This window comes from Flavobacterium restrictum, from assembly GCF_007097245.1.
GTDB lineage: Bacteria > Bacteroidota > Bacteroidia > Flavobacteriales > Flavobacteriaceae > Flavobacterium > Flavobacterium restrictum.
The window spans coordinates 57081-70766 of the sequence record NZ_VJZT01000008.1 but is presented as its reverse complement, the minus strand read 5'-3'; the positions used below and the strand labels follow the sequence as shown (position 1 = coordinate 70766).

The following is a 13686-nucleotide window of genomic DNA, read 5'->3' as shown; positions in this document are numbered from 1 at the left end:
AAAAACAATCCAAAAGTAAGAGAATTTGCAACTCGCTCTTCGTTTTGCGACTAAAAATAAAACAAAATTGGTGCAAAGAGTTGAAGTTTGGAAAGTGAATTTTTGAATGTGAGTACTAGTTAATCAATTGGTTGTTTGTTTAAATTTCAAAAATCGTTTGCATTGATTTTACAAAAAAAAGACTGTATTTACAAAAGAAGGCAGTAATTTTGGGAACAATATTTCATTTTAAACAACCCTTTTCATGATGACTTTTTTGACTCGATTTTGGATAATTTTGATTTTGGTTTCGATTCCAATGGTGGCGCAACAAGAGCCAAAAGCAGCTTTTCAAGTGGTTCCTTTGGGGGTAAAAGGCGGTACTGACGAGAGCAATCTGTCGGCTTATTTAGTGGCTCCCATTGGAACCAAAGACTATATTTGTTTGGATGCGGGAACGCTACATGTGGGTATCGAAAAAGCGGTAGCCAATGCTATTTTTACTGTTTCGGCGAATGAAGTGCTGCGAAAATACATCAAAGGATATTGCATTTCGCATGCGCATTTGGATCATGTGTCGGGTTTGATTATTAATTCGCCAGCCGATTCCTCAAAAACCATTTATGCGACCAAAAAATGTATGGAAATGATGGAAAACCATTACTTTAATGGGCAAACGTGGGCGAACTTTGGTGATGAAGGTCTTGGATTTCCTTTGAAAAAATATCATTTTCAAACGCTTACTTTGGGTGAACAAACTAAAATTACCAATACCACAATGACGGTAAAATCATTTGCTTTAAGTCATGTAAATCCGTTTGAAAGTACGGCTTTTTTGGTTCAAAATGGGACAAATTCGGTGTTGTATCTTGGCGATACGGGACCAGATGTGGTAGAGAAAAGCGATAAGTTGGGTTTGTTATGGAATGCCATTGCGCCCTTGATAGCCCAGAAATCCTTACGAGCCATTTTTATAGAAGTTTCGTTTCCTAATGAGCAACCGGATTCGTTTTTGTTTGGACATTTAACGCCTCATTATTTGATGCAAGAACTGCATTTGCTGGCCAAATTGACTGGGAATACTACTTTGAAAGGTTTTAAAATTATTGTCACTCACATGAAACCACCTGCAAAAAATAGCCAAATAATCAAAAAACAACTCCAAGAACTGAATGATTTGGGCGTCGTATTCTTGTTTCCAGAACAAGGTGTTCGTCTTGAATTGTAGTGCTGGTTGCTACCGTAAACTGTAGCCCGGATCGAAGTGGAAAGCCCGGAGCCAAAAAAGGTAGGGTTTCTTGTTCTAAAAAAGTGACCAAAGGAAGCTCTTTTTAGGGCATAGAAACGCACCTTTTTTGGCGAGGACTTGTAGCATAGAGCCGGATTAGCTCCTGATGAAACTGAAAATACTATTATTTTTGATCTGTAAATCTAGGGTCAGCTTCCATGATAGTACCACATTTTGTGCAGGTTCGCAAGGTTTTGGAATTGTAAAAATGTCTAAAATGAGGTAAAAAATCTTTTTCGATGTTGTACAATTCAAAGTAGACTTCGTGGAGTTTGTGATTGCAGTTGTCACAATGCCAAAGCAGTCCATCTGTAAAGCCCATTCCGGCGCGTTTGCGCTCAATAACGAGACCTATGGAGCCTTGGGAACGCACGGGCGAATGCGGGATTTTGGCCGGATGCAGGTACATATCGCCAGCGTGAAGTTCCATTTCTTTGCGGATGCTGTCCTCTTGAATGATGACTTTGATACTGCCTTCGAGTTGGTAAAATAACTCTTCGGTTTCGTTGTAATGGTAGTCTTTTCGGGCGTTTGGGCCTGCAACAATCATTACGATATAATCGCCAGATTCTGTGTATAAATTTTTGTTGCCCACGGGAGGTTTTAGTAAATGACGGTTTTCGTCGATCCATCTCGTGAGATTGAAGGGTTTTGTTATTGACATGGTTTTTTTTGAATATAAAGTTACTCTTTTTTGACAATACTAGTATTTTGAGTGTTTTTAAATTAGTTGCGCTCTTTTATCAAATAAATATAAACAGGAAAATGGTCGCTGAACCCAATATCTGTTGGGGAGTGGCGTAGCGGATAGCCTTTGTATTGTCCTGTTTTTTGAATCAAAAAATCTTTGTTGTAAATGCCCGATTTCCAGTATTGAAAGCTGCTAAAATTGGTTTTTAAGAAACTTTGTGAAACCATAATTTGGTCAAAAATATCCCACGCATCTCGATTGGCGATGGTTCCCATTCCTTTTTTGGCCATTTCTTCAAAGGGATTGTATATTCCCAGAGGCGGGACATCCGTTTTTATGGCTTTTGCGCCAAGCGCTATCTTGACGCTATTGTTATAAGGGCCGTCGTTAAGATCTCCCATGGTAATGATTTTTGCATTGGGATTGATGCGTTGTAGGGAGTCTATAATTTTGCGGTTCAATGCGCCGGCAGCTTCACGATAGGGACTTGATTTTTTTTCGCCACCCGAACGAGACGGCCAGTGATTGACAATGATATTTATTTCTTCCCCGTCGAGAAAGCCAGTTACCAAGAGTTGGTCTCGGGTATAAACACGATGGTTTTGGGAACTAATTTGAGGAATATCATCTACTTTTTCGTCGGATTCTGGTTTGGTGTTTGCGGTTATTTTGCTTTCGTTTCGGTATACATATAAGGGAATGTTACTGAACGTTGTGGGCTGGAATTGTTTTTTGCGGTACAATAAAGCCACGTCGATTCCTCGTTTATCAGGTGAATCGAAGTGTATGATGCCGTATTCTTTGTCGATAAGTTGGGGTTGCTTGATTAAATCTTCCAGAACAGTTTGGTTTTCTATTTCGGCACCGCCAATTAATGTGGGTGCATCTGGATTTTCGGGTGTGCCAATTTGTGAAAGCACTTGGGCTAAATGGGCTAGTTTTTGATGGTATTTTTGAGAAGTCCAATGCTGCGCTCCCTTTGGAGTCCACTCGTCATCATTGGTTTGGGGATCGTTTATGGTATCAAAGCAGTTTTCGAAATTGTAAAAGGCAATGGTATGAATGGCATACTTTTTTTGTTGTGCCACTATTTTCAGGGTTATAAAAAGGAGTACGAAAAAGAATATTTTTTTGCTATTCATTGCATTTGGTTTAAAAGCTCTTTTGTAAAAATACTCGAATTAATTTTGAAACGATAAAATATTTTTTGATTTGTTTATCTTTGTTTCTATCAGCTAGAAATTTCTATTTGATTCATTCGAAAAACAAAAGGCATGACACGCAAATTGATTTATGGTATAAATAACAAGTTTGTTTGGTACCCATTGGTAGTGCTTATTTTTGTTTTTCAGGTTACTAACAGTCAAGCTCAACCCAAAATGATTACACCACCCTATTTACAAAAAGGCGATACTATTGCTCTTGTTGCCACCGCCCGAAAAAACATTGATGACAACTTAAAACCCACACTGGATTTGTTGCAAAGCTGGGGTTTGAAAGTGGTTATTGGGAGTACAATAGGTCTGGATGATCATCAATTAGCAGGAAGTGATGTGCAACGTGCCGCCGATTTTCAGACTCAAATGGACAATCCCAATATCAAAGCAATTTGGTGTGTTCGTGGAGGCTACGGAACGGTTCGCATGATTGATTTATTGGATTTTACTCAATTCAAGCAACATCCAAAATGGGTTATTGGGTTTAGTGATGTCACGGTATTACACAACCATTTGAACACAATGGGTTATAAATCCATACACGGTACTATGCCCATAAGCGTTGCAAGAACTGCAGCTGAATCTATTGAAAGCTTGCGAATTGCTTTGTTTGGAGAGCCACTAGCTTATGAAATAGATCCGTTCCCTATGAACAAATTTGGGAAAGCTACAGGAGAATTAGTAGGTGGTAACTTATCTATTTTGTACAGTTTATTGGGATCGAAATCCGCAATTGATTGCACTAATAAGATTTTGTTCATCGAAGATTTAGACGAATATTTATACCATATAGACCGCATGCTCTTGAATTTGCAGCGCAATGGTTGTCTTGAAAGCATCAAAGGAATTATTGTAGGTGGTATGACCGAAATGAAAGACAATGACATTCCGTGGGGAAAAAATGCTCTTGAAATTATAGACGATGTGACCAAAAAATATGCTATTCCTGTTTTGTATAATTTTCCCGCAGGTCATGTTCACGACAATAGAGCGTTGATTATGGGAAACACGGTAACACTCGACGTGAATCAAGACTGCAATACGGTAGTTTTTGAATAATGCGTTATGGGTTAGTAAGTTACGGGTTTTAGAAACTAAACAGGTTTTTAAAACCTGTCTGGTTTAACCGTCTACCACATACCACTTAACTTCCAACCCCAACACAATAATACTATGGCTGAACACAATGAATTGGGTAAAATAGGCGAACAAATGGCAGTGGACTATTTGCAAAAAGACGGCTATACCATTCTCGATACCAACTGGACTTATCTCAAAGCGGAGATTGATATTATTGCTCAAAAAGAAAATACATTGGCAATTGTTGAGGTCAAAACACGTTCCTCATTAGACTTTGGCTTGCCTCAAGATTTTGTAAAACCCAAGAAAATTCAGCTGTTGGTCAAAGCGGTCGACGAATACGTAATTTCTAAAAACCTAGACCTAGACGTCCGTTTTGACATCATTGCCATTCATAAAGAGGGTAAATCTTTTGTAATTGAGCACCTTATAGATGCTTTTTATCATTTTTAACAAATTTTTTTAATGTTATATTTGTAACAAATTGTTTTTTTATTATATTTGCAACGCTTTTTGTTGCGTCAATTAAGTATAAACTACGTAAAAACACCTAATTTATTATGAAAACAGTTTCATCCATTGTAGAGAATTACATCAAAACAAAGCCTTTTTTATTAAACGCTTTATCACTTGGCATTATCAATTTGACTTCTCTATCTCGGAATATTATGACGGAACTAGAAAGTGAATTTGGCAAAGAAGTAAAACAAGGTGCGGTGGTAATGTCTTTAAAAAGACTTACCGAGGAATTGGATTTTAAACTCAATCATAAGATAAACAAAGTCATTAAAAACATTGGCGAAATAACCGTACGTTCGGAATTGACGGATTATACCTTTGCAGCATCGGATACTGTTTTGACCAAACAAGCAGATTTAATTACGGATATTAATTCTTTTTCGGATATTTTTTATACCTCATCACGCGGCGTAAACGAGACCAACATTGTGGTTAGTAACAGTGTCAATCACTTGGTTGATAAAAATTTTGCTGGCGAAAAACTCATTCAAAAACTAGAAAATTTAGCCTCCATAACGGTTAAATTACCCAAAGAAAATATTGTTGTTCCTGGGATTTATTACTTCATTTTTCAACGTTTGGCTTGGGAAGGAATTATCATCAACGAGGTGATTTCGACTTCAAATGAGTTTACTATTTTGGTGAGCGAAAACGAAGTAGATGTGGCCTTTAAAGTGATCAAAGATTTGAAAAATTAAATATAAAAATTAAGCTACTTTTTTAAAGCTTTTCTCTTTTGCTAGGAGGAAAGCTTTATTTTTTTGACGCAATACGAATTCTATTTTTATATATTTGCCCATTCATCAGGCGATTAAGAAGCTAAAATTGAGTATTTCTCATTCTATTCGGTCAAAAATAAAGAGTCCATAAATTAATGTCAGAGAGCAAAAACTATAGCGAACAATTATTGGTAAAGGAACTCAAAAACCACAACGAAAGCGCTTTTCGTTCCCTTTTTGACGCCTATTACCAAGATATTTATGGCTATAGCATTAGCATTCTTAAATCAAAAGAACTTGCCGAAGAAAATGTGCAAGACGTTTTTTTGAAAGTTTGGTTGCACCGCGAAAACCTCAATTTAGAGCAATCATTTAAATCTTATTTGTTCACCATTGCCCGGAATCAGGCGTTCAATTTTTTGAGCAAAGCTGCCAATGATGTGATTCTAAAAGAAGAACTATTTTACAAAAGTCAAAAATCACACAATCAAGGCGATTATTCCGTTCGGGAAGAAGATTGCAAAAGATTAAAAAAACAAGCCATAAAACAACTACCACCCAAACGAAAGCAGATTTTTAAAATGTCTCGCAAGGAGGGAAAAACATACGAAGAAATCAGCCAAGAATTAGGCATTTCAGTCCATACCGTCAAGAGCCAAATGAGTAAAGCACTCGAATCGATACGGCTTTTTTTTAAAATTCACGACGGCATTTTTTAAAACCAAAAAAGTATAAAACAAGAATCACTCTTCAATGGGTGATTTTTTTTTGATTTTTTTTGAAAAAATATTTTAAAATTAAAGTGCTGTAAATCAATTTTTTAATTCTAAAATCAATCAAATTAGAGTGTTTTTTTTATCCAAAGCAAAAAAAATTACAACGTTTGAGTAATACCTAACGCCCTTTCAGCTGTATTATATATAACAGGATCAAAAAAACAATTCGAAATGAATGAAAATTCAGAAATACAAAAGGTACTTCATAAATTTATTTTAAACCAATGCTCTCCATCCGAAACCGATGCGGTCATTGCTTATTATAGAGAAAATAAACTCACAACGGCATTTCCTACGGTAGAGGACATACAAGCATTGGTAACTCAAACGCCTCAAATGGATGCTGCAACTGCCAATATATTGTTTTCGAAAATACTAAAGGATGGCAAAGAAATGGAGAACACGGCAAGTACCTCCCCAAAAATACCTTATAGAAAACACCTAGCCATTGCGGCTTCCATTGCTATTTTGTTAGGCGTAGGCTGGATGTATCAAACCCGTTTGAAGGATCAAAACAACAAGGCGATTATTGCCAGTAGTGATCAAATCACGTTGCAATTGGCCAATGGCGATGTCCAAATTATTTCAGGAAACACCTCCAAAGTCACAGATTCCGAAGGGAATGTTGTCGCTAATCACAACGGAAATAAAATAACATACGACACTCAAACGGCTCTAGAAAAATTGGTTTACAATACTATCAAAATTCCTTACGGAAAACGATTTGAATTGCAATTGTCTGATGGGACTCGAGTACACCTCAACTCGGGAACCACTTTGCGCTATCCTGTGCGGTTTATAGCTGGCGAAAACCGACAAGTTTTTCTGGATGGAGAAGCTTTTTTTGACGTTACAAAGGATAAAAAACACCCCTTTATTGTTAATGCGGATAACTTGAATGTCCGTGTTTTGGGAACCCATTTTAACGTTTCAAGCTATCCCGAAGATCCATCTACAGATGTGGTTTTAGTAGAAGGTTCCGTGGGATTGTATCAAAAAAACGAAGTATTTGATGCCGCCAAAAACACGGTTTTGAAACCCGGATTCAAAGGAAGTTTTACTAAAATTGGTGGCGTAATTGATACCAAAGCCGTGGTGACAAGCGTCTATACTTCCTGGATGGAAGGGCGATTAACGTTTAGAAACATGAGCTTTAAAGACATTTCCAAAAAACTGGAGCGACACTACAACGTGACCATTACCAATCACAATAATAAACTGGACAACGAGAAATTTTATGCCAGTTTTGATGATGTGCCTATAGAAAAAGTCTTGAGTTACTTTAACGAAATTCACGGACTCAATTACACCTTTAAAAACGATCAAATACTAATTAAATAACCATTAAAAAAAGAATAAAAATGACCCATTAACTATTGCGGAATAAAAAAAAATCGGAAAAAGCTGCGAACAATTTCCGATTGAATAAGTGATTGAACCTAACTGATTAAATACAATCTATTTACAAAATTATGAAAAAAAAACCAAAGAACAGTGGAATGCGATTTCCATTGTTCCAAAATGACCTAAAATTGAAACTAACGACATTACTCCTTTTGGTCTCCATTTTCTCTATTAGAGCCAATACGTATGCCCAAAAAACAAAAGTTGATTTAGAATTAAAAAATACTACGGTAGAAACGGTTCTAGAAACGATTGAACAAAAAACCGATTTTCGATTCATTTACAAAATCAATGACATTGACCTAGACCGAGTAATTTCTATCAATGTAAAAAACGAAACTATTGATCTCGTTTTGAATAAAATATTCAAAGGAACGGCTACGGATTATAAAATTAGAGACACGCAAGTTATTTTGATAAAACCGCTTGTCGAAAAAACAAACACGATCTTTTTTGTAAAAAAAACAATCAAAGGAAAAGTAACTGACGAGAATGCTATGCCGCTTCTTGGCGCCACTATTATGGAAGAAGCGACCAAGAAAAGCGTCATTACGGATCTAGATGGAAATTTTGAAATAACAGTTGAAAACAGCGAAGCCAATCTGGTTGTTTCGTATGTGGGTTATAAACCAAAAAAGATTTCTGTCAATCAAAACATCACTGTTATTCAGTTGTTTCCAGACACGACCGAGTTGAAGGAAGTGGTGCTTGTGGGTTACGGAACCGCCTCTAGAAAGGATGTAACAGGTGCCGTTTCCTCGATTGCTGCCAAGGACATGAATCAAGGTGCTGTTGTAAATCCGTTGCAATTAATTTCGGGAAAATTGGCTGGGGTCAACATTACGCAAACGGGTAGTGAGCCTGGCGCTGCACCAAGCATTAGAATACGTGGAATTTCGTCATTAATTGGAGGAAATGATCCGCTTGTAGTGGTTGATGGGGTGCAAGGAAATATGGATTTACTCAACCAAATTCCTCCAAGCGAAATTGCCTCAATCGATGTATTAAAGGATGCATCGGCAACTGCAATTTATGGTTCTAGAGGAGCACCAGGAGTTATCATTGTAAGTACCAAAAAGAACAAATCAGGAAAAACAACCGTAGAATATTCGACCTCTATGGCGGTAGATTATATTCCTAAAAAATTAGACATGCTCAACGCTGATCAATGGTGGCAACAAGCGCAATTAGTGGGTGTGCCAGCCTCTGCGAATCATGGTTCCAATACGGATTGGTACGGTATTCTTACCAAAGGTGGTGCTACTCAAACGCACACCTTATCCTTTGGTGGTGGCACGGATAAATTTAGTTATAGAGCTTCTATCAGTGCCATTTTGCAAGATGGTGTTGTGATCAATACGAGCAATCAAAAATACATTGGCCGCATTCAAGCTACACAATCGGCTATTGACGATAAATTAAAATTGACTTTCAATCTAAATAGTGGTGTTACCAATGCTACAAATAGTATTGGGAGCATTGGTAGAGCGGCTTTTACCTCAAATTTAATTACAAATGCTTATGTAATGCGTCCTACGGATCCCGTTTACAATACCGATGGAACGTATTATACGGATCCCAATGTTTTTCAATACTTGAATCCTTATGCTGCGGCACAAACTGTTACTAACGAGGGGCAATATGACAATTTATTCGGGAGTCTTAAAGCGGATTTAGACTTGTTCAAAGGCGTAACGGCAGGCTGGTTTGGGAGCTGGAGAAAAACCAACAGCACCAACGGATTTTACCTTCCAGCCGAATCTACTAATGCCGCTGCAATTGACCAAAAAGGATTTGCAAACATTAACAATAACAAGCAAAACGAACGGTTGATGAACATCAGTCTTTCGTACAAAAAAACATTTGGAAACCACAGTATCAACGCATTAGCTTTGTACGAATGGCAAAACCAGTTGTACCAAGGTAATTATGCGCAAGCTCGAGGATTTATCAATGATATTGCTACTTACAATGCCATGCAACTGGGCGATTTGTCAAAAGTGCAACCGGGTGATATTAGTTCCTATAAAAATGATCGCACTTTAGTTTCGTATCTAGGACGTGTGAATTACTCTTTTTTAAGCCGCTATTTGTTTACGGCGAGTTTGCGAAGAGATGGTTCTTCGGTGTTTGGAGCTAATAATAAATGGGGTGATTTTCCATCTGCATCGGTTGCTTGGCAAATAGACCAAGAGCCTTTTATGGCAAACCAAACTATTTTTGACGAGTTAAAACTACGTGGTGGTTACGGTGTTACAGGAAATCAGCAAGGTTTAGGGCCGCAAAACTCTATTTCGTTAGTGGGTGGTTCTGGCGTAACGTATTTTGGAGGGTCTCAAATTACCAATTTTAATGTGATTCAAAATGCCAATGCCGATTTGCGTTGGGAAACCAAAAAACAAACCAATATCGGTCTTGATTTTGCTCTTTTTAACAAAAGATTACGCGGTGCTGTTGACGCTTATACCGCAACTACTGATAATTTATTATTTGATTATACCGTCCCGCAACCACCGTTTCCGTACAATAGTATCAAAGCAAATGTGGGAAGTCTTCGTAACGATGGACTCGAAATTGCCTTGGGTTACGACCTTATAAAATCCGAAAATACAACACTAACCTTGGCAGGAAATGTTTCCTTCTTGCGCAATGAGGTTTTAAACTTAAGCGGCAGTATCAATGGCGTTCCTTTGAACACCAATAATGTTTCGTGGGGACCAAGTTCGTATTTAATAGCCGGACAACCCATTGGGACTTTCAATATTTTGCACCATACGGGCAAAGACAACGCCAATTCCGAAACCGTTCAAGATGTCAACGGTGATGGTGTAATTGATCAAGGCAATACTAGTGCGGATCGCCTTATCAAAGGTTCAGCTTTGCCAACCTATACGTATGCTTTTAACCCCACTTTCCAACATAAAAACCTAGATATTTCAATGCTTTGGAGAGGTTCAGGTGGTAATAAAATTTACAATGGTTTGCACTCTAGTTTGAGTTATTTAGAAAACATTGGTAAAGCAAATGTATTAGATAGTGCCATTCCTTTAGGTTTATTTACGTCTAAATACGGATCTGATTTATGGCTTGAGGATGGTTCTTTTCTTCGATTAGAAAATGTAACGGTGGGTTATAATTTTCATTTCGAAAAAGTGAAATACATCGAATCAGTTCGACTTGCTGTAACCGGAAATAATTTACTATTGATTACTCCTTATTCTGGAATTGACCCTGAGTTGAATTTGAGTGGGGGCAATGGATCTGGTGGCGATAACGGAATTTATCCCCGCACTAGAAGCTTTGCCATAAGTCTAAATGTAAAATTTAAATAGTAAACCAACATGAAAATCAAAAATATACTGGTATTAGGAAGCGTAAGTTTCTTGATGCTTATTGGGTGTACCAATATAGATGAAAATGTGTATGATAAATACACCGCAGATGACTTTTATGGATCTGCAAAAGGAGCTGATGTTGCATTAGCAAGCGTTTACGCTCAAGTAGGTGGCAACTGGGATGGCGTAGGATATGCTGGAGCTGATAGAGGTTGGTATGACTTAAACTCTTTTGCTTCGGATGAGCAAGTGATTCCGCATAGAACAACAGGAGACTGGGAATTGGATTTTGCCCGTTTGTACAAACACGAATGGTTGCCTACGGATTCCTTCATTAACAACACTTGGAAATGGTTATACAAATCTATTTTTAATGCCAATTTAGCCGTAAATCAATTAGAAAAATCAAATGCCGAACCTTCAAAAATTGCCGAAGCAAAGGTATTGCGCGCTTTTTTCTATTATTTATTAATTGATGATTTTGGGAACGTTCCTTTTTATACGGACAATGAAATTACGGTAGACAAAATTCCACAAGCAACACGTCAAGAGGTATATGCTTTTGTTGTAAAAGAATTGACAGAAAATGTGGAGTTACTATCGGTTACCAAAGGCGGAAATTACTACGGACGATTCAACAAGTGGGCAGGCTATACTTTATTAGCCAAAGTGTATTTGAATGCTGGTGTGTATACTGGTACACCAAAATGGCAAGAAGCCTTGGCCGCTTGCGAGAAAGTGACTCAAGGAGGATATTCGCTTCATTCAGGTGCTGCTAATGCTTCTAGCCCTTTAGGAAATAAATATTACGAACTCTTTGGCGATGTACTTCCGGATGACGAAACTATTTTGTCCATTTTTGCTACAGCAAATGTGGTTTCTCGCAACATCTTTTCGGTGCGTAGTTTGTATGGGCCACACGCAAAAACCTTGTTTGGATACAGCGGATGGAATGGTACGATTGTTCCCAAAGATTATTTCCAAAAATTCAACGCTACTGATATTCGTAAAAAACAATTCTTGTACGGCGATCAAGGAGGCGGTGTCAATTATACGGTAGATGTAGCCTCATTAGACAATCCTGGTGCAGCACCTCAAGCAGGTGTTCGTGATGTAAAATTTTATCCAGTTACCCCAATGGACGGTGGTGGTGCGTCTAATGATTTTCCTATTTACCGCTATGCCGATGTGCTATTAATGATTGCCGAATGCAATGTTCGATTGGGCAATGCAACCGCGGCAAAACCATTTATAGACCAAGTGAGACAACGTGCTGGACTCGGCATATTAGCCGCAAACCCAACCCTTACGGATATTTATAACGAAAGAGGATTTGAATTAAGTTGGGAAGGGCATAGACGACAAGACATGATCCGATTTGATACTTTTTTGTTGCCAAATCAATTTAGAGGAAGCTCCGCCGAGTACCGAAAATTATACCCAATTCCAACGGCCGCACTTGATGCCAACAAAGGACTCAAACAAAATCCAGGTTACTAAATAGCACACTATCATGAAAAAATACATCAACAAGTTACTCGTAATTTGCGCGTTCGTTTTTGTGGGATCTTCCTGCGAAAACAATGCTGAACTCACTACTTTGAAAGAAGTAAACTTTACGGCTCCTATTGAAGCTTCTCCAAGCAAAGTCGTACTTAAATCCGAAACTGCAAGCCAAGCCGTGACTACTATCTCATGGCCAGCGGTAGTTTTTCCTATAAATGCACCTGTTGCCTATACTCTTTTATTTGATACAGCTACTGATGTGACTTGGGCAAATGCTATTGCTGTTGAAGCTGGTGAGGACGTGTTAAGCAAATCTTTTTTAGGAACAGATTTGAATAAAATGGCTATTAAACTAGGCCTAACCGCTGACGTGGAAGGCAAAATTCTAGTGCGTGTTGTGGCTACTTTGGACCGAAAAATCACCTCCGAAGCTATCGAATTAGCCGTGACTCCTTTTGCCAAAAAAGTGGTATTTGGTGCCATTTATATGCCAGGTAGTTACCAAGATTGGGATGCCGCGACCGCAGCAGCCTTGGACGCAGTTGATAGCGGTATTTACCAAGGATATGTAACTTTTCCTGCTTCAAAAGGGTTGGGTTTCAAATTCACAAACGAACGCAATTGGAATCAGTTTTATGGCGCCGATGCGAATGGCAATCTGGTTGACGGAAGCAACATTGATTTTGCTGTTGCAAAAGCGGGAACCTATCAAATGATGGTGAATTTAAACACCTCAAAATGGACGGCAACGCCCTATGCTTGGGGCATAATAGGAACAGCAACGGCTGGCGGCTGGAATAGCAGTACCGCTATGACCTACGATCACCAACTCAAAATTTGGAAATTCAAAGGCGCATTGCTAGCCGGTGCTCTAAAATTTAGATTGAATGATGCTTGGACTATAAATTATGGTGCCAAAAACAACAATGACGGCATCATGTATCTTGACAATCAAGGTGCTTATGATGTCGCCGAAGCGGGGAACTATGAGGTGACTTTTTCTATTCAAGAGAAAGACCCAACTACAGGAGTATATCCTGCAACTGCAATTTATACCGTTAAAAAAATCTAATTACAACACTAGTTTTTAAGCATAAATGGTTAGTTAATTTTTTTTAAAGCATCCCTCTTTATTGAAAAAGACGGAGGGATGTAACCATTTTTCAAAGAAC

General features: G+C 38.2%; 11 protein-coding genes. 9 read left to right on the top strand and 2 right to left on the bottom strand.

Annotated elements, in window-relative coordinates:
• Positions 1-244: 244 nt before the first annotated feature.
• Positions 245-1207, top strand: a complete 963-nt coding sequence (locus FNW21_RS09105; RefSeq protein WP_235889612.1) for an MBL fold metallo-hydrolase — start codon at positions 245-247, stop codon at positions 1205-1207.
• Between the two features lie 184 nt (positions 1208-1391).
• Here FNW21_RS09105 and FNW21_RS09100 read toward each other — a convergent pair whose 3' ends face one another.
• A complete protein-coding gene (locus FNW21_RS09100) occupies positions 1392-1931 on the bottom strand; it encodes a 3-hydroxyanthranilate 3,4-dioxygenase (RefSeq protein ID WP_144256432.1) in 540 nt (179 codons plus the stop codon).
• Between the two features lie 62 nt (positions 1932-1993).
• Positions 1994-3100: an endonuclease/exonuclease/phosphatase family protein gene (locus tag FNW21_RS09095; protein WP_144256431.1), complete on the bottom strand. Its 1107-nt coding sequence runs from the start codon at positions 3098-3100 to the stop codon at positions 1994-1996.
• Positions 3101-3232: 132 nt separating this feature from the next.
• On the opposite strand from FNW21_RS09095, the gene FNW21_RS09090 reads away from it, so the two are divergent.
• The 8 genes from FNW21_RS09090 (at position 3233) to FNW21_RS09055 (ending at position 13586) form a co-directional block, all read left to right on the top strand.
• Positions 3233-4234, top strand: coding sequence for a S66 peptidase family protein (locus FNW21_RS09090; RefSeq protein ID WP_144256430.1), 1002 nt, complete (start codon positions 3233-3235; stop codon positions 4232-4234).
• Between the two features lie 114 nt (positions 4235-4348).
• Complete coding sequence (locus tag FNW21_RS09085) at positions 4349-4708, top strand: YraN family protein (RefSeq protein WP_144256429.1); 360 nt, start codon at positions 4349-4351, stop codon at positions 4706-4708.
• 107 nt (positions 4709-4815) lie between these two features.
• On the top strand, positions 4816-5472 hold the full coding sequence (locus tag FNW21_RS09080) for an aspartate kinase (protein WP_144256428.1): 657 nt from the start codon (positions 4816-4818) through the stop codon (positions 5470-5472).
• Between the two features lie 176 nt (positions 5473-5648).
• Positions 5649-6212 (top strand): RNA polymerase sigma factor, encoded by a 564-nt coding sequence (locus FNW21_RS09075; protein WP_144256427.1) that lies wholly within the window; start codon positions 5649-5651, stop codon positions 6210-6212.
• A 228-nt stretch (positions 6213-6440) separates the two neighbouring features.
• Entirely contained in the window at positions 6441-7610 is a 1170-nt protein-coding gene (locus tag FNW21_RS09070) for a FecR family protein (protein WP_144256426.1), read from the top strand.
• Positions 7611-7741: 131 nt separating this feature from the next.
• The gene (locus FNW21_RS09065; protein WP_144256425.1) at positions 7742-11005 is read left to right on the top strand and encodes a TonB-dependent receptor; all 3264 of its coding nucleotides are present in this window, start codon (positions 7742-7744) and stop codon (positions 11003-11005) included.
• Positions 11006-11014: 9 nt separating this feature from the next.
• Positions 11015-12508: a RagB/SusD family nutrient uptake outer membrane protein gene (locus tag FNW21_RS09060; protein WP_144256424.1), complete on the top strand. Its 1494-nt coding sequence runs from the start codon at positions 11015-11017 to the stop codon at positions 12506-12508.
• 13 nt (positions 12509-12521) lie between these two features.
• Positions 12522-13586, top strand: a complete 1065-nt coding sequence (locus FNW21_RS09055; RefSeq protein WP_144256423.1) for a SusE domain-containing protein — start codon at positions 12522-12524, stop codon at positions 13584-13586.
• Positions 13587-13686: the final 100 nt, after the last annotated feature.

What these genes read in the sequence shown, in the direction of transcription:
- FNW21_RS09105 (WP_235889612.1), top strand. Translation starts at nt 245, where the DNA reads ATGATGACTTTTTTGACTCGATTTTGGATAATTTTGATTTTGGTTTCG.
- FNW21_RS09100 (WP_144256432.1), bottom strand. Translation starts at nt 1,931, where the DNA reads ATGTCAATAACAAAACCCTTCAATCTCACGAGATGGATCGACGAAAAC.
- FNW21_RS09095 (WP_144256431.1), bottom strand. Translation starts at nt 3,100, where the DNA reads ATGAATAGCAAAAAAATATTCTTTTTCGTACTCCTTTTTATAACCCTG.
- FNW21_RS09090 (WP_144256430.1), top strand. Translation starts at nt 3,233, where the DNA reads ATGACACGCAAATTGATTTATGGTATAAATAACAAGTTTGTTTGGTAC.
- FNW21_RS09085 (WP_144256429.1), top strand. Translation starts at nt 4,349, where the DNA reads ATGGCTGAACACAATGAATTGGGTAAAATAGGCGAACAAATGGCAGTG.
- FNW21_RS09080 (WP_144256428.1), top strand. Translation starts at nt 4,816, where the DNA reads ATGAAAACAGTTTCATCCATTGTAGAGAATTACATCAAAACAAAGCCT.
- FNW21_RS09075 (WP_144256427.1), top strand. Translation starts at nt 5,649, where the DNA reads ATGTCAGAGAGCAAAAACTATAGCGAACAATTATTGGTAAAGGAACTC.
- FNW21_RS09070 (WP_144256426.1), top strand. Translation starts at nt 6,441, where the DNA reads ATGAATGAAAATTCAGAAATACAAAAGGTACTTCATAAATTTATTTTA.
- FNW21_RS09065 (WP_144256425.1), top strand. Translation starts at nt 7,742, where the DNA reads ATGAAAAAAAAACCAAAGAACAGTGGAATGCGATTTCCATTGTTCCAA.
- FNW21_RS09060 (WP_144256424.1), top strand. Translation starts at nt 11,015, where the DNA reads ATGAAAATCAAAAATATACTGGTATTAGGAAGCGTAAGTTTCTTGATG.
- FNW21_RS09055 (WP_144256423.1), top strand. Translation starts at nt 12,522, where the DNA reads ATGAAAAAATACATCAACAAGTTACTCGTAATTTGCGCGTTCGTTTTT.